The organism is Moraxella equi, assembly GCF_002027555.1.
In the GTDB taxonomy this organism is placed as follows: Bacteria; Pseudomonadota; Gammaproteobacteria; order Pseudomonadales; family Moraxellaceae; genus Moraxella; species Moraxella equi.
Map to the genome: position 1 here is coordinate 1 of NZ_MXAP01000044.1, position 20,664 is coordinate 20,664.

Annotated in this window: 13 protein-coding genes; 3 read left to right on the plus strand and 10 right to left on the minus strand. The window is 46.5% G+C overall.

Annotation, left to right across the window (positions count from 1 at the left end):
- The 3 genes from B5J93_RS04345 to betB form a co-directional block, all read right to left on the minus strand.
- Positions 1–4,745: NAD-glutamate dehydrogenase (locus tag B5J93_RS04345; RefSeq protein WP_079324927.1), on the minus strand; the 4,745-nt coding region annotated here is incomplete at its 3' end.
- A 258-nt stretch (positions 4,746–5,003) separates the two neighbouring features.
- Positions 5,004–6,716 carry a choline dehydrogenase gene (gene betA / locus B5J93_RS04350; RefSeq protein ID WP_079324929.1) on the minus strand — a complete coding sequence of 571 codons (1,713 nt, stop codon included), beginning with the start codon at positions 6,714–6,716 and terminating at the stop codon, positions 5,004–5,006.
- Positions 6,717–6,901: 185 nt separating this feature from the next.
- Positions 6,902–8,419, minus strand: a complete 1,518-nt coding sequence (gene betB / locus B5J93_RS04355; RefSeq protein ID WP_079324931.1) for a betaine-aldehyde dehydrogenase — start codon at positions 8,417–8,419, stop codon at positions 6,902–6,904.
- Between the two features lie 275 nt (positions 8,420–8,694).
- Between betB and betT the strand changes: the two genes are divergently transcribed.
- Together betT and B5J93_RS04365 are read left to right on the plus strand one after the other, a co-directional pair.
- Entirely contained in the window at positions 8,695–10,722 is a 2,028-nt protein-coding gene (gene betT, locus B5J93_RS04360; protein WP_079324933.1) for a choline BCCT transporter BetT, read from the plus strand.
- Between the two features lie 219 nt (positions 10,723–10,941).
- A complete protein-coding gene (locus B5J93_RS04365) occupies positions 10,942–11,697 on the plus strand; it encodes a MipA/OmpV family protein (protein WP_079324935.1) in 756 nt (251 codons plus the stop codon).
- 139 nt (positions 11,698–11,836) lie between these two features.
- Here B5J93_RS04365 and bfr (B5J93_RS04370) read toward each other — a convergent pair whose 3' ends face one another.
- The 7 genes from bfr (B5J93_RS04370) to B5J93_RS04400 all read right to left on the minus strand — a co-directional run bounded on the left by bfr (B5J93_RS04370) (position 11,837) and on the right by B5J93_RS04400 (position 18,670).
- Positions 11,837–12,310 carry a bacterioferritin gene (gene bfr / locus B5J93_RS04370; protein ID WP_079324937.1) on the minus strand — a complete coding sequence of 158 codons (474 nt, stop codon included), beginning with the start codon at positions 12,308–12,310 and terminating at the stop codon, positions 11,837–11,839.
- An 87-nt stretch (positions 12,311–12,397) separates the two neighbouring features.
- Entirely contained in the window at positions 12,398–12,892 is a 495-nt protein-coding gene (gene bfr / locus B5J93_RS04375) for a bacterioferritin (protein WP_079324939.1), read from the minus strand.
- A 418-nt stretch (positions 12,893–13,310) separates the two neighbouring features.
- Entirely contained in the window at positions 13,311–13,505 is a 195-nt protein-coding gene (locus B5J93_RS04380; RefSeq protein WP_079324941.1) for a (2Fe-2S)-binding protein, read from the minus strand.
- A 311-nt stretch (positions 13,506–13,816) separates the two neighbouring features.
- The gene (locus tag B5J93_RS04385; protein ID WP_079324943.1) at positions 13,817–14,749 is read right to left on the minus strand and encodes a branched-chain amino acid transaminase; all 933 of its coding nucleotides are present in this window, start codon (positions 14,747–14,749) and stop codon (positions 13,817–13,819) included.
- Positions 14,750–14,865: 116 nt separating this feature from the next.
- Positions 14,866–16,113 (minus strand): serine hydrolase domain-containing protein, encoded by a 1,248-nt coding sequence (locus B5J93_RS04390; protein WP_079324944.1) that lies wholly within the window; start codon positions 16,111–16,113, stop codon positions 14,866–14,868.
- Positions 16,114–16,313: 200 nt separating this feature from the next.
- Positions 16,314–17,189, minus strand: a complete 876-nt coding sequence (locus tag B5J93_RS04395; RefSeq protein ID WP_079324946.1) for a MaoC/PaaZ C-terminal domain-containing protein — start codon at positions 17,187–17,189, stop codon at positions 16,314–16,316.
- A 122-nt stretch (positions 17,190–17,311) separates the two neighbouring features.
- Positions 17,312–18,670 (minus strand): 3-oxoacyl-ACP reductase, encoded by a 1,359-nt coding sequence (locus tag B5J93_RS04400; RefSeq protein ID WP_079324948.1) that lies wholly within the window; start codon positions 18,668–18,670, stop codon positions 17,312–17,314.
- A gap of 335 nt (positions 18,671–19,005) precedes the next feature.
- Here B5J93_RS04400 and B5J93_RS04405 point away from each other — a divergent pair, with 335 nt between their 5' ends.
- On the plus strand, positions 19,006–20,289 hold the full coding sequence (locus B5J93_RS04405; protein WP_079324950.1) for an acetyl-CoA C-acetyltransferase: 1,284 nt from the start codon (positions 19,006–19,008) through the stop codon (positions 20,287–20,289).
- Positions 20,290–20,664: the final 375 nt, after the last annotated feature.

Here is a 20,664-nt window from a genome sequence, read left to right on the forward strand (position 1 = left end):
GGGTTCGGTTGGTATATCTGCTCTGAGAGTACCGCCAGTCGCTCACGGTGCTTATCCTGCCATGCTGACAGACCACCCACCGCTAACACATCGGTGATGAGTGCCATGAGCGTGCGGTTAAACTCACCGGTGAGTACATAAGACGCTTTTCTGTCCCAATAACTCTCGGCAGGCAGCTCCGCCACCGCTGATGTTAGCCTATCCATGTGTAGCTGTGAGAACACGCCAAAATACGCTTGTGCCACATCGGTCACTGCCACGCCTTTTTGGTCGGCAAGTGCCACGACATCTAGGGCATGCACATAGATGGGCAAACGGGCAAAAGCACGGGCATCATCATCGCTAAGTCCTTGGGCGGTCAAATCAGCGACATCTTTGGCGATATACGACCCAAAATGCTCATCGATGACATCATAAGAGAATAAGTCCGCCACCAAGTTTTTAAAGGTCAGTGCTGTCTGTGCCACACTCTCGCCTGTCAGCTGACGGCTTAGGAACCATGTCATGCCTTGTTTTAGCACATCTTGGATGGTAAGTTCAAGCTCGATTTGGGTGTTGCCAGCGGCGGTATTGTCAAGGCTTGACAGTCTGTCCCACACCGCTTGCACATCAAAGACATCACGCACGATGGCATAGCTTCGGGTGATATCCGCCACGCTGTAACCTGTCTCATCACTCATGGCAAACACGTTTTCTATGCCCAGACGGTTCACCAGTCCGTTAGTCAGATAAGTGCAGATAATCTCACGATGCAGGCGATGGCGGGTCATCTCATCAAAGAACTGCTCGCCCAGCGTATCTGGGAAGTACTTTTTAAGCTCATGCAAGAAGTAGGCATCTTCGGTCAGTCCACTACTTAGTAGTTCATCATACACCCACATTTTGCCATAAGACAACAATACCGCCAGCTCAGGGTTGGTCAGTCCACGTCCATCTTTTGCCTTACGTTTGGTTAGGGTGTCATCGCTTGGCAGGTATTCGATGGCACGGTCAAGGCGACCCGCTTTTTCTAAGAAATTCATAAAGCGAATATGCTCGCCTGCACGCTCATATGCTTGATAAGCGGACAGCTCAATGGTCTGTGGCTGTAAATAGTTTTGACGTAGTACCAAATTTGCCACCGTATCGGTCATGCTCGCCAGTAAGTCATTACGCTGTTTGATGGTCATATCCCCACGCTCAGTAACTGAGCCTAATAGGATTTTGATGTTGACTTCATGGTCTGAGCAGTTCACACCGCCTGAGTTGTCAATGGCATCGGTGTAAATGCGTCCGCCATGTAGGGCATACTCAATACGTCCACGCTGAGTACAGCCTAGGTTGCCGCCCTCGCCCACGACTTTGGCACGCACTTCACGCCCGTCCACACGAATGGCATCGTTGGCACGGTCGCCCACATCGCTGTGGTCTTCGTCAGATGACTTAATATAAGTGCCGATACCGCCATTCCAAATCAAGTCCACAGGAGCTTTTAGAAGTTTGTTTAGTAGCTCATTGGGCGTAAGGCTATCTTCAGTGATGTCAAAACGCTCTTTCATCTGTGGGCTGATGGCGATGGCTTTGTCGGTGCGATTAAATACCCCACCGCCTTCGCTGATAAGCTCTGTCTGATAATCCGTCCATGCCGAACGTGGTAAATTGAACAAACGCTCACGCTCTGCAAAACTTGCCTTAGCATCAGGATTTGGGTCAATAAAGATGTGCAAGTGGTTGAAAGCTGCCACAAGGCGGATATTTTTGGACAGTAGCATACCATTACCAAACACATCTCCGCTCATATCGCCAATGCCCACCACGGTAAATTCATCACGGGCTTGAATGTCTTTGCCCATCAAGCGAAAATGGCGTTTGACGCTCTCCCACGCCCCACGAGCAGTAATGCCCATGCCTTTGTGGTCGTAGCCTGCCGAGCCACCCGAGGCAAAGGCATCTTGTAGCCAAAAGTTGTATTCGGCGGACAAGGCGTTGGCAATGTCTGAGAACGTCGCTGTGCCTTTGTCGGCTGCCACCACCAAATACGGGTCGTCCTTGTCATGGCGGACAGTGTTGGCAGGCGGGACAACATTGCCATCAACCAAATTATCCGTCAAGTCCAACAAGCCACGGATATAGGTCTGATAGCACGCCACGCCTTCGGCTTGCCACATCTCACGGCTTGCCTGCTTGGATTTGTCTTTGCAGACAAAACCGCCTTTTGAGCCAACAGGCACGATGACTGAGTTTTTGACCATTTGGGCTTTGACAAGTCCCAACACTTCGGTGCGGTAGTCTTCCATGCGGTCAGACCATCTAAGTCCGCCACGAGCCACCTTGCCACCACGCAAATGTACCCCTTCAACCCTTGGCGAGTACACATAAATCTCAAACATGGGCTTGGGCTTTGGCAAATTGGGAATATCACTTGCTTTGAATTTAAAAGACAAACGGTCTTTTCTTGCTCCATCTTTGTCCACTTGATAAAAGTTGGTGCGGAGCATGGCGTTTAACAAATCCAAAAACCAACGCACAATGCGGTCTTCATCAAGGCTTGTTACCAAGCTAAGCTCATTGTCAATCTGTACCAAAATCAGGGCGGTGTCCGTCTGCTCGGTGGGCGACATCTTGGCATGGAACAGCTTGACAAGCAAACTGGCAATGGCAGGATTGCCCACCAGCGTGCTGTGAATGTACTCGGTCGAAAATGGAGCTCGGGCTTGGACGATATAGCGAGACAAGGCACGCAGTACCACCACATCATAGGTGTCAATGTCCGTGGTCAAAATCAGCTGATTTAGACGGTCGGACTCAACACGCCCTTGCCAAATCTCATCTAAGGCATGCTCCACCTGTGATTTGACTGCGGTCAAATCCACCGTCAATCCTGCTTTTAAGGTGAGTTTATACTCTTGCAACCACAAATCATCGCTGACATCAGGGGTGTCTTGCCCACCAAAGTCATAAGTGGACGCTGAGATGACCGCCACCCCAAAATGCTCCAATATCGGCAAGACGTGCGACAACGTCAAAATCTCGCCCCTGCCGTAGAGTTTTAGGGTTAGACTGTCCGCACGCTCGCCTGCCGACTGACACAAATGCCAAATCTTAGGTTTATCATCATCAAGTGACAGCAGTTTGGTAGTATCTGCCACCGCCGTATGCACATCAAACCGCTCACGATACGTCAAAGGAATGCTCGCCCCCAATGTCGCCAGTATCTCTCTGGCACGGCTCTCGCCTGTCTGGGCGGTTAGGGCTTTGGCGTATTCATCCGTCCAGTCGTGCATGAGTGCTGACAGTTCACGCTCCAACTTGGCTAGGTCATAATCCTTGACTTTGCCTGTCTCGGTGCGTATATGGATATGCACACGGGCGTGATGAAGCTCATTAAATTCGGTCGTAAAGCTCGATGACACACCGCCAAAGGCTTGGGTTAGGATGTCTTGGATTTTTTGGCGTAAGTCACTGTTAAACTTAGACAACGGCACATAGACCAGACACGATACAAATCTTTGATAATGGTCGGTACGCACGAGCAGGCGTAGGCGGTTTTTGTCCTGCAAGCTGGCAATGCTCGCCACCATCGGGTAGAGCTCATCGGTACTGGCTTGGAATAGGTCATCACGGGGCAAGGTATTGACGATGTGGGTAAATTTAAGATAAGCATGGCTGTTTTTGGGCAGGCGTGACATGGCAAGGATTTTACCCGCTTTTTCGTTAAGTAGCGGAATGTTCGCCACGCTGGTCTGATACGCCCGTGATGTCAAAAGTCCAACAAAACGATATTCGCCAATCAGCTCGCCTTGGTCGTTGTATTTTTGAATACCCAAAAAGTCCAAATAAGCAGGGCGATGAATGGGCGATAGACGTGCCGACTTAGACAGCAGTAATACACGTGGCTCGGCTATCAGGTGTTTTAGGTGCGTGGGCAGGCCGTGAAAACTCTTGGATAACTCATCGGTCTCTTTGCCTTGTAGCACGCCCAGCCCGCTACCACCCACCGAGTACAGCTCAGGCACACCATTGTTATTTTCAAAACGGTATTCACGATACCCCATAAAGATAAAGTTATCACGCCCCACCCATTCCAAAAAGCCCGTCACCGCTTCTTTGGTATAATGCTCCGTGGGAATGGGCAGACTTTTTAGCTCTTCTTTAATCTCATCTAGCTTATCTGCCATCGCCCCAAAGTCGCCAACGATGACATCAATGGTGTGGATTTTCTTTAATAACATCTCTTTGATGTCCGCCAACTTGTCATCGCTTTGGCGGTCAATCTCAATATGCACCAACGCAAAACAGCTGTCCGCCCGACCACTGCTCTCATCAACCGCTTGAATGTCGCTGATGTGCCCGTCTGTGCGTTCTACCTTGATGATGTTATTATAAATACGATGAACGCCGATACCCCGACGCTCCAAGCTCATGAGTAGTGTGTCGGTCAAAAAGGGACGGTCAATGGCGACCAAAGCAATGATGGTACGCTCACTGTTAAATAGGTGCGACTCGCCCAAAGGGTTGATGACGCTGATATTGGGGCTTGTGCCGTTATGTGTTTTTAGTAAGCTAAAATGGTGCAATGCCATGCCCGACAACGTCTCATCAGAGAATCTGTCTGCTATCTCTATGGGCAGGTGCTGATAATAGATGGGGATAAACTTCGCCAATATCTCTTGATGGTTGGCGTGGTTGTCATGATGATGGCTTGTGGCGTGACGGGCGATGTTGCTGACACGTTTTGGGCTGATGGTTAGATGGTTGCTTGTCATGTTTTTTCCTATTGGTTTTTAACCGTAAATGTTTAAAAATAAACGTGTATAAACTAAACCAAAGTGGACAAAATAGCAAATAGAAAATCTTTGTATTATTATCAGTTTTCATGATAAATATAAAATTTTTTAGATATATTTCTGATAAGTGTTTTGGTGTTGGATTTGAGATGTACTGACATCCGTCTTTGTAGTTTAGATTTTACAATGAAAAATACAAAAATAAAAAGGACGGATAAATCCGCCCTTTACAAACCCTTAAAGCATCATACTCGGGTCAAACGCTCGCACAGGCTCTTGTCTTAGCACGTTGGGGTCGGCTTTATAATAACCTGCCGTTGATTTTGGCAGTTTTTGCCCACGCATGACATCGGCAATTTTTTCTGCCATCATAATGGTGGTGGCGTTTAGGTTGCCTGTGATGATAAGTGGCATGATAGATGCATCAACCACACGCAAGCCTTCTAAGCCATGCACACGCCCTTGCCCGTCCACAACCGCCATATCGTCCATGCCCATTTTACAGCTACAAGACGGATGATAAGCAGTCTCGGCATGATTACGCACAAATTCATCAAGCTCGGCATCGGTCTGGGCATTACGACTTGGGCTAATCTCACGCCCACGGTACTCATCCAAAGCAGGCTGGTGCATAATTTCACGAGTGATACGAATGCCGTCTCTAAACTCCTGCCAGTCTTGCTCGTGCGACATATAGTTGAACAAAATGCTTGGGTGGTCGTGGGGATTTAGCGATTTTAGGCGGATGCGTCCACGAGACGGCGAACGCATGGAGCCAACGTGTGCTTGAAAACCATGCTCTTCTACGGCATTTGAGCCGTTGTAGTTAATGGCAACTGGCAAAAAGTGATACTGGATATTTGGCCATTCAAATTCAGGACGGGTACGGATAAAGCCCCCTGCTTCAAACTGGTTGCTCGCCCCAATGCCCGTTCCCAAGAACAGCCACTCAGCCCCAATGGCAGGTTGATTGTACCATTTTAGGGCAGGATACAGCGATACAGGTTTTTTGCATTCGTATTGTAGATACATCTCCAAATGGTCTTGCAAGTTCTCGCCCACCCCTGGTAAGTCATGGACAACCGGGATTTTAAATTCATCAAGCAAATTTTTTGCCCCAACGCCCGAACGCTGCAAAATCTGTGGAGACGCAATCGCCCCTGCCGAGAGTATCACTTCTCGCTTGGCGTGGACGGTTGTGGGGTTTGTGTCATTACCTTGTAGATACTGTACGCCAATAGCACGCTTGCCTGAAAATAGGATTTTGTCCGTTACGGCATGGGTTTTTATGGTAAGATTGGGGCGTGATTTTGCCATGTCCAGATAGCCCCGAGCCGTGCTAGAACGGCGACCTTTTGGCGTAACCGTTCTGTCCATAGGTCCAAAGCCTTCTTGCTGATAGCCGTTCAAATCATCGGTGCGTGGATAGCCTGCTTGCACGCCTGCTTCTACCATGGCATTAAACAGCACGCTACTGCCTATGGTTGAGCCACGCTGTGAAGTCGTTACGCTCACAGGACCTGTGCCACCATGATAGTCGTTTTCGCCCACATCACGGGTTTCTGATTTTCTATAATAAGGCAAGCAGTCGGCATACGTCCAGTCTTCTAGCCCGTCCATTTTTGCCCAATTGTCCAAATCCATGGCATTGCCACGAATGTAGCACATGCCATTGATAAGCGATGAACCGCCAAGCCCCTTACCACGTCCGCACTCCATACGGCGGTTGTTCATATAAGGCTCAGGGTCGGTCAGATACGCCCAGTTGTAGCGTTTGCCTTGCAAGGGGTATGCCAGTGCTGCGGGCATTTGCGTGCGAAAATCCAAGCGATAATCAGGGCCACCTGCTTCTAGAAGTAGCACGCTCACATCGCTGTCTTCTGTCAGACGTGTGGCAAGCACATTGCCTGCCGAACCTGCACCGATGATGATATAGTCATATTCTGTCATAAGTTTTTCCTTAATAAGTTAATAAAAATAAGTTAATAAATTTTGATAATCTGCCCCAATCTCAACTTAAAATGCCAACCTATTGGTTTTTCAATGATTATTTTTTGGATTGTAGGGACGAATTGCAATTCGCCCTTGATAAATCAATCACTTACACAAAGCTGAGAATGGGGTATGATATGGTGTTATTTAAAAATAGACTCAAATTTACCCATTTCTATTTGAATGGATTTGACTTGGGTGTAGTGTTCTAGTGTCATTATGCCATTTTCACGTCCCACGCCTGATTGCTTATAGCCCCCCACAGGCATTTTGGCATCTGACTCGCCCCATGTATTGACCCAACAAATGCCCGCCTGCAAGGCGTGGGTAATGCGATGAGCCTTATTTAAATCAGACGTAACCACACCCCCTGCCAAGCCAAAAATCGTGTCATTGGCACGCTCTATCGCTTCATCTTCATCATCATAAGTCAAAATACTCATGACGGGCCCAAAAATCTCATCGGTAACAATGCTCATCTCATCGGTGCAATCGGTAAAGACAGTCGGTAGCACAAACGCCCCCTTGGACAGCGACTCGCCACGCTCGGCAAAATCATCCGCCACCGCACGCCGTCCACCAAACAGCACCGTTGCCCCTGCTTTTTTGCCCTGCTCCATATAATCAAGCACTCGCTCCATGTGGGCAAAGCTCACCAAAGGACCCATATTGGTTGTCTCATCAGTTGGGTCGCCCAAACAAACCTTGGGCAGGCGTGCCAAAATGGCTTGTTCAAAGGCGTGTTTTTTGGCACTTGGTACAAAAACTCGTGTGCCATTGGTACACACTTGTCCTGTGCTATAAAAGTTTGCCATCATCGCCACGTCCGCCGCCAGCTCAATGTCGGCATCATCACAAATAATCAAGGGCGACTTACCGCCAAGCTCCATGGTTACGTCTTTTAGTGATGATGCTCCTGCAAGGCTCATCACTTTTTTGCCTGTTGCCACCGAGCCTGTAAATGAGATTTTGGCAATGTCAGGGTGTTCGGTCAGATACGCCCCCACATCACCGCCACCTTGCACAACATTAAACACCCCGTCAGGCACGCCAGCTTGGGTATAAATCTCGGCAAGTTTTAGGGCGGTCAAAGGCGTAACTTCGCTCGGCTTAAAAATCATGGCATTACCAGATGCCAAGGCAGGGGCGGATTTCCATAGGGCGATTTGAATGGGATAATTCCACGCCCCAATCCCTGCCACCACGCCAAGCGGTTCTCTTTGAGTATAAAAAAAGCTCCCCTCTTTGCCTGTGCGAAGTGGCACTTGCACCCCTTCAACGGCGGTGGCAAGCCCTGCATAATACTCCAAGACGTCCGCCCCTGTAACAATATCCACATAAGCGGTCTCGCTGATCGCTTTGCCTGTGTCCGCCGTCTCAAGGCGTGCCAGCTCGTCGTTTTGTTCACGCAAAATCGCCACCGCTTTTAGCAGTATCCGAGAACGCTCCACCGCTGTCATGCTTGCCCAGATTTTTTGTCCTGCTTTGGCACTTTGCACCGCTTTATCCACATCCGCTTTTGAAGCACTTTGCAGTTTGGCAAGCGTGTCTGCCGTGGCAGGGTTGACCGTCTCAAAAAACTCCCCACTGCTGGCGGATACATATTTTCCACCGATGTATAGCGATGTTTGTTCTACGTTTGGTAGTGATGACAATGGCATAACAAGACTCCTGTATTTTTAAAAATATATCATCAAAACTTATAAATTTTATTCAAAGGTTGATGAAACCAAAAAGATAGGTTATGATAACAAAAAATCATCTATAACGCAAATAATTGATTTTTAATGAATTTCTTGTTTAATTTGTGTAAAATGATTGTGTATTGCAAATTGATTTTTGTAAACTTTTTGTAAATTTATTAGGTTTTTTGAAAAAATTTAGCAATTTTATATCATTTTTTATATCATTAACCACGAACTTGGAAGGTAACACTATGGAAGATACCAAGCCCGAAGACGGTCGCCTAAACCGAACGGTATTTGCCTGTTCGGCAGTGATTATTGTCTTTTTTAGCTTATATACCATGCTGTTTAATGACAGTGCGTCCGCCATTTTGGACGGTGTGTTGGCGTGGGTAAGTACCACCTTTGGTTGGTACTACTTTTTTGCCGCATCGGTGTATATTATTTTTGTGCTGTTTATTGCCTGCTCTCGCTATGGCAACATCAAGCTAGGCCCCAAGCATTCCCAACCTGAATACAGTCTTTTGACGTGGTCGTCCATGCTGTTTGCCGCAGGGATTGGCATTGACATCATGTTTTTTTCGGTGGCAGAGCCCATCATGCAGTACATGAATCCGCCTGTTGGGGACGGTCAGACCACACAGGCGGCTCGTGAAGCCTTGATGTGGACGATTTTTCACTATGGGCTGACAGGCTGGTGTATGTATGCGTTGGTGGGCATTGCCCTTGGTTATTCTGCCTACCGCTACAATCTACCCCTAACCATTCGCTCGGCATTGTACCCCATGATTGGCAAAAAGATTGACGGAGCAGCAGGTCATGCTGTGGACGTAGCGGCGATTTTGGGGACGATTTTTGGTATTGCCACCACTTGTGGTATCGGGGTGGTGCAACTAAACTACGGTCTGCACGTGATTTTTGATTTGCCAGAAAATATGCTTTGGCAGATTGGGCTCATTGCTCTTGCGGTCGCCATTACCATTGTGTCGGCAACCACAGGGGCATCCAAAGGCATCAAAATCCTATCGGAGCTTAACATTTATTTTGCCTTGGGGCTTATCTTGTTTGTGCTGTTTTTGGGCAATACCGAATTTTTGCTAAACGCCATTGTCATGAACGTAGGCGACTATCTTAGCCGTTTTCCGACTTTGACTTTGGATACTTTTGCCTACAACCAAACGCCCGGGCAAAAACAATGGATTCAAGATTGGACGCTGTTCTTTTGGGCGTGGTGGATTGCGTGGTCGCCTTTTGTGGGGCTGTTTTTGGCTCAAATCTCAAAAGGTCGCACCATTCGTGAATTTGTCATTGGCACCTTGTCCATTCCCTTTATGTTTACGCTCGCTTGGCTGTCGGTCATGGGTAACAGTGCCTTAAATGAAGTGCTAGGAGGCAACCTTGCCTTTGCCGAAAAAATCATCGCACGCCCTGAGATTGGCTTTTATGAGCTATTATCCACTTATCCGTGGTTCTCGGTAACGGCAATCATCGCTTTTGTCTCAGGACTTTTGTTTTATGTAACATCGGCAGATTCTGGGGCGATTGTGCTGAGTAATTTTAGCTTTAAAAGCCAAAAAAACACCGACACACCCCCCATTTGGATACGCCTGTTTTGGGCGGTAACAATCGGTATGCTAACCGCTGCCATGCTGATGACGGACGGTATCACCGCCCTACAAAAAGCAACCATTGTCATGGGCTTGCCATTTAGCTTTGTCATGTTTTTTGTCATGGTGGGGCTGTTTAAGTCGTTACGCCTTGAAGATTTTAGAGAAGAGATTACCAAAATCAATGCCGTGCCTGTGGCAGGGGGCGTGGACGTGAGCGACTGGCAAACTCGTCTGCACCGCATTACCGCCTATCCTGACGCCCCAGCAACAAAAGCGATGATGACAAATGTCTGTCTGCCTGCCCTAACTGACGTGGCGGACGCTCTACGCCAAAAGGGACTGTCGGTGCGTGTGGAATCGGTCGCCTTGGACGGTGAGCCAAGCCTTGTGCAACATATGCTGACGGTGGATTATAAAGACGAGTACAACTTTGTCTATGGCATCGTTCCTGTCAAATACCCCGTGCCAGAGCGTCCAACGGTTGATGACGGGCAAGAGTTTTATTATCGCTTGGAGACGTATTTATTTGAAGGTTTGCAAGGCAATGATTTGTCAGGCTTTAACAGCGAACAAGTCATCAATGATGTGCTTGACAAATACGAGCGTCATCGGGCGTTTTTGCACTTAAATCGTGAAACCCCCGGCAGCCGCCCTGTGTTTCCTAAGTGATTTATCCCAAAATAAAAGCGTGTCAAAAGGCACGCTTTTATTTATTAAATCTTTTTCCAAACTAAAAATAAACCCTTATAAACACTGGGGTTGAAGTTTTTAAAAATCTATAAAAATCGGGGTTTGGAAAGAAGTCTATTAGAAATCTCCCCAAACCATCATTCCCAAACTGCCATTTTTGCATTATAATAATCCTATTTTTATCCGTGAACATTTATCATGAAAAAATCTTTACTTAGCCTAACCCTACTTAGCCTTAGCTTATCTGCCACCGCTCAGGACACATCAGCCCTTGACGGCTTGACCATTGGTGCCTTAGCCAGTTTTGGCTCGCACGCCTATGCCACCGATGACAAAGTGGGGGCAGTGCCACTCGTGCTATACGATAACGACTATTTTTATGCCGAAGGCTCGGAGCTTGGTTTTTATGCTCACAAAGACAGCGAAAACTGGTTTCGTGTCGGGGCAGGCTATGAGTCTCGAAACTTTGAGCCAGATGACGCAACCATAACCGCCCTAAAAGGCTTAAACAGCCGTAAATCCAGTGCCAATATCGTACTAAGTTATATGCGTATCACGCCTGTGGGCGGTTTTGAGATTAAGGCAGGCACGGACATGATGGACAGAAGTGGCGGTCAGACCGTCTCGTTGGCTCATCGCAGTCTGTTCAAATTCGCCGATGACAAGCTCACCGTCTATCCCAAATTTGGCGTAAACTGGTACAGTGATGATTATAACCAATACTACTTTGGCATATCTAAGCAAGAAAGCACCAAAACAGGCATAGACATCTACACCGCCAAATCCAGCTACTCGCCCTTTGTCTCGGTCTCTGGCAAATACCAATTTACCGACCACGTCGGTGCCTTTGCCAACACCAAAGCCGAATGGCTCTCATCAACTCAAAAAGACAGCCCGCTAACCGATGATAAAGTGGACATTGGGGCAAATGTGGGTTTGACTTATACCTTTTAATGGTTAAAATCATTTTTAACTTTATATTAAGTGACTCATTTATCAAGGGCGAATGTGATTCACCCCTACCACCCAAAATAATTAGCAAACAACAAAAAGGGCAAGCCCACGTTCGCCCTTTTTATCGTTTATCTGCTTATCAATCATCGCTTGATTGTAATTGGATATAGTTTTGAATGCCGATGTCCGCAATCTTCTCTTGCTGGGTTTCTAGCCAGTCTTCGTACTCTTCATTGCCGTCTTTTAGCTTGATGAGTAGCTCACGAGAGACAAAATCACGCTTGGCGGTACACACGTCAATGGCTTCTACCAGCACGTCATGTTTACGTTTCTCCAAACGCAAATCACACGCCAAAATCTCTTCTACACTCTCGCCAATCATGAGCTTACCCAAATCTTGCAAATTTGGCAAACCTTCAAGTAGCAAAACTCGCTCAATCAGCTCATCTGACCATTTCATTTCACGAATGGACTGCTTAAAAAATGAGTCATTTAGCTCTTCTACACCCCAGTTTTTAACGATACGAGCGTGCAAAAAATACTGGTTAATGGCAATCAGGGACTGACCCAATACCAAATTTAACTGACGGATAACGTCTTTATCGCCTTTCATGTTATTACCTTTTTATCTTTAAATTTTAAATATTTAACTTTTTAAAAAAGGGTGTATGCACAACACCCCTTTTGCTTTTTGCCCTACTTAGTGCGTGGCACCCACCATGTTAGGCTCAGAACTTTGGCTTTGTAGGTAGTTTTGTAGTCCCATAAGCTCAATCAAGCGTAGTTGTTTTTCTAGCCAGTGGGCGTGGTCTTGTTCAGTGTCTTCTAACTGACGCACGAGCATATCACGGGTTACATAATCACGCTCGGCTTCACAGATGGCAATGCCTTCTTTTAGATGTTCTTGTACGGTGTATTCTAGTTCCAAATCGCTTTTTAGCATGGCAGGCACATCGGCACCGATGTTAATCTTGCCCACTTGCATATTTGGCGTACCACCCAGCATGATGATACGGTTGATAATCAGGCGTGCGTGTAGGGTCTCATCTTCCATTTCGTGATAAATGCGGTCGTGCAATTTACCCAGCTCCCATTCAGCGTACATTTGTGAATGGATAAAATACTGGTCTCTGGCACCCAACTCGCCCGCCAATAAGAAATTTAGATAATCAATGACTTTTTGAGATGATTTCATGATAAAAAATCCTGTGTTAGATAAAGAAAAATCAGCCAACGCTGTATGGGACATATCATAGCACAAAGATAGGGATTAACAAGGGGGTATTTGTATGGCAAAGGAACTGCGAACGACTTACGCTGTGAGAATGGCTATTACAATAACAAAAATTTTCACCTAAGAAATCATCTTAGGTGAATTGGAGAAAATGGTTTTGGCAAATAGGCTAAGTTATTGATTATGTTGTTATTTTTATTATTGATGACAATTCCTTTTACCATTTTAATAATTTGCAAATAATAAGACTTATTAGTTAATTTTATCAACTTGAAAATGACTATTGATTGATAATTTTAATCTAGCTAAGATTATGCAAAGACACTTATATTTAGAAAAATTACAGTAATAAATTTACCAAATATTTACAAACATTCTATCACACCGCCATAGCGTCCACCGCCACATATTTGGCATGATGTTCACCAACCAAATCCTGCACCATAGGCATACAACAGCCACAGCAAGTACCGACCAGTAGCTCACTTTGCAATGCTTCCACGCTATCAACGCCTTGTAGCATGGCGGTTTTGATTTGGGTGTCTTTGATGTCATGGCAAATACAAACATACATGGCGAAGTCCTTGGCGAATGCTGTTGTGGATTGGCTATTTTTTAAACGAAAATAAGAACGGTTATTCTTATTAACTCATGGGGTTATATTAGCAATAATTATTATTATTTGCAAGCAAAAATTGATAATTTTTATAAAAAAAATTTAAAAATTTTGATGAATGCAGGGATTATTTGCTGATAATGCTTTTTAAAATATGAATTTGTCTAAAAATCAATGGCTTATTCCTACAAATCTGCTTAACATTTTGATAAATAAAAATCCCCAAAACATCATATTTTGGGGATTGTTAAAAATTTAATCAAATTTGATTATTCATCAACAAAAGACAGCCAGTGCTTGTATTTGTCATTACGCCCTTGCACCACATCAAAATACAAGGTTTGTAGTTTTTCGGTCAGCTCGCCACGTCCGCCCTTGCCAATCACACGGTCATCATATTCACGTATTGGGGTAACTTCGGCGGCGGTGCCTGTCATAAAAATCTCATCGGCAAGGTAGAACTCATCACGAGTGATACGGCGTTCTACGACTTTGATACCCAAATCATGAGCGAACTCAATAATCGTACGGCGAGTAATGCCGTCTAACGCTCCGCCTGCAAGGTCTGGGGTATGTAGCTCGCCATTTTTCACCAAAAATAGGTTCTCGCCAGAGCCTTGACACACATAGCCGAGCGGGTCCATAAGAATGGCTTCGTCATAGCCTGCACGGGTTGCTTCTTGGTTAGCTAGGATAGACACAGGATAGTTGGCGGCGGCTTTTGCCTTACACATGGTTACGTTGGGGTGATGATGTGTGTAGCTTGATGTCTTGGCACGGATACCGTTTTTGATGCCGTCTTCACCCAGATACGCCCCCCAATGCCATGCAGCAACGGCTGAATGAATGGTGTTGTCTTTGGCGGCGATACCGAGCTTTTCTGAACCGACCCAGATGAGCGGACGAATATAAGCACTCGCCAAGCCATTTTCACACACCACGTCTTTTTGGGCTTTGACCAGCTCATCATGGCTATAACGCACGTCTAGCTGAAAAATTTTGGCAGAATTAAGTAGGCGTTCGGTGTGTTCATGTAGACGGAAAATGGCGGTACGTCCGTCAGGGGTCTGATAGGCACGCACGCCTTCAAACACCGCCAAACCATAGTGCAAGCTGTGTGTGAGTACATGGACTTTGGCATCAGGTTGGTGGATTAGTTCGCCATCTAGCCACATTTTGCCGTCTTGGGTTGCTAAACTCATAAGTTTTTCCTTGATAAAAAGAGCTTTTAATAAAATTATTTTATAAACTTAGAGCGTTTATAAAATAAAAGTAATCGCATGATTATAACACCGTTTGGGCGTTTTGCAATAGTTTTTTAAGGTGTGGCACGAGCGATTGCCGTCTCTACCAGCACAAACTGGCGTACGTCATTTAGCATGGTTGTGTCAAAATTATGAATAAAGGCAAACGACAACTGCCTATCAGGGTCGCAGAACGCCACCGAGCCGTTATAACCCATGTGTCCGTAGGCGTTTGGCGTGTGTTGCAAGCTAAATAAGCGATGAAAACCCGACCGCCACCGCATATTGGCAGGCATGACCGCATCAAAACCGTCCACACGCACCACACGCATGTCGGCAAGTACCGCAGGCGTGATGAGCGTTTGCCCTTGCCATACGCCACCATTGGCGTGCATGGCGTAGATAGTGGCTAGGGCGTGGGCGGTAGAGACCCCATTGGCGGCAGGAATGACCGCTTGCAACACCTTATCATGATGATATTCCACGCCATCACGTCCGTTTGGCATGAGTGCGTTTTTATAATTGACAAGGTTCATCTTGGCGGTGTCAAAATATAGCTTATTAATGCCAGATGTGCCAAGCATTCCCACCTTATCCGCCCACAATGGCGTGATGTCAAGCCCTGCATAGACCGCCAACATCTCTAGGGTGTCAGGTTTTAGGGTTGGTTTGCGTTTGGTTGTGGGCGTACCATCAAAATAACGCACAGGCTTGGCAGCTTGCCCTAGCTTGTCAGCAGGCAGTCCATAATACAGCTCGCCCTGTATGCCTAAGGGCGTAGCAAGGTATTCATCTAGGGCGTGTTGCAAGGGCAGTCCTGTTACACGCTCCACCAATCCGCCCAAAATCCACCCCGAGACCAACGCACTATACGCACTGCCATAGCCCTGCTCGTCCTGCCCTTTGGGGGTGTTAGGCGACATTTGGGCGACTTTAGCGGTCATCATTTGCCAGTCGGTCAGCTCATCGGTGTCGTCGGTGAGTGTGGTGATGTTAAACAGCCCTGCGGTGTGAGTCAAGATGTGGCGTGGCGTGATATGCTCTTTACCCCCTACCCCAAACTCCGCCCAATATGAACCAATGGGCGTATCATAGTCCAACAGCCCCTTTGAGACCAGCACCGCCACAAGGGTCGCCATCACGCCTTTGCCGATAGAGAAATTTACCGATAGTGTGTGGGCGTGCCAGTCTTGGTGTGGCAGGGCTTGCCCTATGGCGGTGTTTACCACCGTCTCGCCTTTGTGAGTGATGACCAGTGAGCCACCGGCAGGCGAGTCGTCAAATTGTAATTTAGAAAGCAGTTCGGGAAAATCTTGCCACATGGTCTGTACCTAATCATAAAATGGCTTATTGTATAAGAATTTGGGAGAAAATTCAAAGTGTGAGGCATTTGTCATGACGGCAGATAGAGTGCGTATTATGCACCCTAACAAATTTTTAAAATTTGCAAATTTAAAAAAATTTTAATCCTAAAAACCAAAAAACAGGGCAAATCATCATCTGCCCTGCTCTTTTTCACTCATCATAAAAACGTAATTTTGCCGAGTAAATGCGGTTTTTCCGTGCCTGCTGCATACAGGGCAAAGGCTCGCCCATCGCTCTCTTGGCGTGCCACAAAGTCAATCTTGGACGGCAAGAAAATGGGCATTTTAAATGACACGTCCACTCGGTACGCCTTTGGCAAATCATAAAATTGAGCAATACTCGCCGCCTTTGACCACATACCATGAGCGATTGCCTTAGGAAAGCCAAACGCCCGAGCCGATAAGGGGTGCAAATGGATTAGGTTAAAATCGCCCGACACGAAAGCATACCGCCGTCCGATGTCTTCTGGGATATTAATCAGCTCCGCCCAACCATTCTCATCAGACTCTAAGCGTGCCACACTCTCAGGCACAGATTTGACCGTGCGTTCATCGACGGGCTTTTTTTGGCGAGACAGATAAGTTGATGTCCCTTGCCATACTAGCTCATCATCGATATGCACTTCGGTGATAAAATCAAAGGTCTGCCCCTTGTCATGGGGGGTTAGGTTGTCAAGTCGCACACTCATCTTGACCGTTTCGGTATCAAAAATCGGACGATACTGCGTAACGCTGTTTTCTAAATGCACCAGCCCAAGCATGGCAAAAGGAAAATCAGGCTTTGCCATCATGTTCATCTGTAACGTCTGCGACAACACCGCAAAATACGTTGGCGGTACACGCCCATCATCAATAAACCCACAGATTCGCCGATAGTCTCGCAAATTGTTCTGGTCAATGGCGAGCTTGTCCACTGCATACACCGAATCAGGCAATGCCCCTGCTCGGTTGTCGCCATGCGGAATCAAACTTTTGATAACGTTGGCATAAGTGGTGTGCATTTTTGGCAATTCTTTAAAATTTTGTTCTGCCATATCATACCTTTAATATAGAATAATTTTTGGTAAATTTTAATGGATTTTTGGGGGAATGTAAATCAAAAATGTACAAGTGTACGGCTGATATGTTTCCCATCAAAATTTACCAATGAATAAAATCACGCCCCAAGCACGCTTTGACCGCACACACGCACCACGTTACCATTGAGTCCTGACGCTTTTGGCGACAGTAGCCACGAAATCGTCTCTGCCACGTCCACAGGCTCACCACCTTGACTCATCGAGTTCATACGGCGACCGGCTTCACGAATGGCAAAGGGAATGGCACCGGTCATCTTGGTCTCAATAAATCCAGGGGCGACCGCATTGATACGGCGTGCCGAACCGTCTAGGCTCTTGGCGGTCGCTTCTACCAGACCGATAACTCCTGCTTTACTCATGGCATAGTTGGTTTGCCCCAGATTGCCGGCAATGCCTGAGATACTAGACACACAGACGATACGAGCCGACTCGGACAAGCCATTATTGGCAAGTAGGTAGTTATTAATGGTGCTAATGGCTTTTAGGTTGATGTTTAGCACCAAATCCCATTTGTCAGCACTCATGTTGGCTAGGGTCTTATCACGAGTAACACCAGCGTTATGCACCACACCATCCAACACGCCACACGCCTTTAAAATCTGCTCGCCAGCGTCCGTTTGAGTGATGTCCAGTGGCAAGGCATGACCGCCCAAATTGCCAGCGACTTTTTGTAAATCTGCCAAAGACGCAGGCACGTCTAAGCAGTACAGCTGTGCCCCGTCTCGTGCCAACACTTTGGCAACTGACTCGCCAATGCCACGACTCGCCCCTGTAACTAGGATTTTTTTGCCTTTTAGGGGTTTGGTTTCGTCAAAATCGACCAACGACAGCTCATCGCCATTATCCTTGATATAGACCGCTTGCCCTGACACATATGCCGATTTTGCCGACATAAAAAAGCGTAAGGCGTGGTCTAGGTGTTTTTCGGCACCGACTTGGGTGTATAGGACATTGGCGGTAATGCCTTTTTTAAATTCTTTGGCGACTGATTTGACAAATCCCAACACCGCACGCTGTGCCAAAGCAAAATCAATGTCTATGCCTGTACAGCAAGACGGGCGAGCAATCAGCACAATCCGACCAGACGGTTTGATGCGACGGGCGATTTTATGGAAAAATTCATACACCACCTTTAAGCCGTCCGTGTCTTTGATATTGGTAACATCAAAAATCGCCACTTTAAAACGCACGTTCTCGTCCGTTAGACGGTCATCGAGCTTATCATTAGTGGTAATCTTGGCGTCCAATGTGGTCAAAATATCATTCACGCAACGGCTCACATCACTGTCGCCTGTCGCCCCAAATGCCACTTCACCACGCACCGCAGGCTGACCCACTTCAAAGCGGTCAAGTTTAATGGGTGTGGGCAAACCCAGATTTTTTGCAACAGTTCTGCCTAGACCTGATTGCACCAATTCACCATAACGGTCGCTCATAGGAGTATCCTTTTGTTTGTAAATACGATAAGCCCCATTCTAGCATAAAAATAAATGTTGGCACAAAATTTTCTCTATTATAAAAATAAGTTATAAATTTTAAATAAATAACAAAAAATTAGTTAAGAAAGCAAAAAACATTTTCCCTTTTAAGTCAAATGATGATAAGCTAGGATAAGCTAAAATGATAGATACGATGTCATTTTTTGGGTTTTGATAAGATTGATTTTAGGATAATTTCGTGCAAATTTATTAGATTTTTATCTTAACTTATCTTAAAAATCATCTGCCAAAACCCTGTTACCTTTATCAATTCATTTCATTAAGGATAAGTCATGACCATCAAAAAAGTTGCCATTCTTGGCGGAAACCGCATTCCCTTTGCTCGCTCAAACGGTGCATACGCAGACGCCAGTAATATTGATATGCTCTCATCGGCGTTGGACGGTTTGGTTGCTCGCTTTAATTTGGCGGACAAAGAGATTGGCGAAGTGGTTGCCGGCACGGTCTTAAAACACAGCCGTGATCTGAACCTAACCCGTGAAGCCCTGCTAAACACAGCCCTATCGCCCACAACCCCTGCCTATGACATCTCGCAGGCGTGTGGCACAGGTTTGCAAGCCACGTTTGCCGTCGCCAACAAAATCGCACTGGGCATCATCGACAGTGGTATCGCAGGCGGGACGGACACGACATCGGACGCACCGATTGCACTCGGAGACGGCATTCGTAAGCCCCTGCTTGCCATCAATAACGCCAAAACCGCCAAAGCTCGACTGACCGCCCTAACCCACATCAACCCCAAAGACCTACTATCACTCCCTGCCAATGGTGAGCCACGCACTCGCCTATCCATGGGCGAACACCAAGCCATCACCGCCCTAGAATGGAACATCAGCCGTGCCGACCAAGATGAGTTGGCATTTAACAGCCATCAAAATTTGGCTCGTACGTATGACTCAGGATTTTTTGATGACTTGATGACTCCCTATAAAGGGCTAAACCGTGATAATAACTTGCGTGCAGACACCACGCTTGATAAACTTGCCACGCTAAAACCTGCCTTTGGTAAGCGTAACGCCAACCCAACCATGACCGCAGGTAACTCCACGCCACTGACCGACGGTGCGTCTTGTGTGCTACTTGCCAGTGATGACTGGGCAAGTGAGCACGGTTTTGAACCGCTTGCCTACATCACTCATCAACAAACGGCGGCCGTGGACTTTGTGGGTAAAAATGGGCTGACCGAAGGACTGCTTATGGCACCTGCCTATGCCGTACCAAAAATGCTCGCTCGTGCTGGTCTGACCTTACAAGACTTTGATTTTTATGAGATTCATGAAGCCTTTGCCAGTCAAGTACTCTCTACTCTGGCCGCTTGGGAAAATGAAAACTTCTGCAAAAACCGCTTGGGATTAGATAAGCCATTAGGTAGCATTGACCGCAGTAAGCTCAATGTCAATGGGTCAAGCCTTGCCGCAGGGCACCCCTTTGCTGCCACAGGTGGACGTATCTTGGCAACCGCCGCCAAACTGCTCGCCCAAAAAGGCTCAGGGCGTGCTTTGATTTCTATCTGTGCCGCTGGCGGTCAAGGTGTTACTTGTATTTTAGAGCGTTAATCACAAAAATTACCCCAAATCAAAAACCCCAATCTGTCATGGATTGGGGTTTTTGATTTGGTTTGGTTTAGATTTAAATGGTATGCATTTCACTTTTTTACCATTTTCAATGGCTTATCAATTTTAAAATACACTCAAGAAACTTTAAAATTACTACAAATACAATGATGTGTGGACGTAGGGGCGTGCTGAGCACGCCTTGTATAGTCATATTATCAAAGGGTGTGCTCAGCACACCTCTACAAACCCGTGATAAATATCAAGTTGGTTGGGTGTACATTTCTGCATTAAAGGGCGAATTGCAATTTTTCTATTTTTTATCGTAAATAATATTGTGTTTGAATTTTAACTTTTCTTATTTTAAAAAGTTTATCA

Bases quoted from the DNA above. Each gene is read 5' to 3' on its own strand.
- B5J93_RS04395 (WP_079324946.1), bottom strand. From the start codon at position 17,189: ATGGCAGAACAAAATTTTAAAGAATTGCCAAAAATGCACACCACTTAT.
- B5J93_RS04405 (WP_079324950.1), top strand. From the start codon at position 19,006: ATGACCATCAAAAAAGTTGCCATTCTTGGCGGAAACCGCATTCCCTTT.
- B5J93_RS04400 (WP_079324948.1), bottom strand. From the start codon at position 18,670: ATGAGCGACCGTTATGGTGAATTGGTGCAATCAGGTCTAGGCAGAACT.
- betB (WP_079324931.1), bottom strand. From the start codon at position 8,419: ATGCCATTGTCATCACTACCAAACGTAGAACAAACATCGCTATACATC.
- B5J93_RS04390 (WP_079324944.1), bottom strand. From the start codon at position 16,113: ATGTGGCAAGATTTTCCCGAACTGCTTTCTAAATTACAATTTGACGAC.
- betA (WP_079324929.1), bottom strand. From the start codon at position 6,716: ATGACAGAATATGACTATATCATCATCGGTGCAGGTTCGGCAGGCAAT.
- betT (WP_079324933.1), top strand. From the start codon at position 8,695: ATGGAAGATACCAAGCCCGAAGACGGTCGCCTAAACCGAACGGTATTT.
- B5J93_RS04380 (WP_079324941.1), bottom strand. From the start codon at position 13,505: ATGTATGTTTGTATTTGCCATGACATCAAAGACACCCAAATCAAAACC.
- B5J93_RS04385 (WP_079324943.1), bottom strand. From the start codon at position 14,749: ATGAGTTTAGCAACCCAAGACGGCAAAATGTGGCTAGATGGCGAACTA.
- bfr (WP_079324939.1), bottom strand. From the start codon at position 12,892: ATGAAATCATCTCAAAAAGTCATTGATTATCTAAATTTCTTATTGGCG.
- bfr (WP_079324937.1), bottom strand. From the start codon at position 12,310: ATGAAAGGCGATAAAGACGTTATCCGTCAGTTAAATTTGGTATTGGGT.
- B5J93_RS04365 (WP_079324935.1), top strand. From the start codon at position 10,942: ATGAAAAAATCTTTACTTAGCCTAACCCTACTTAGCCTTAGCTTATCT.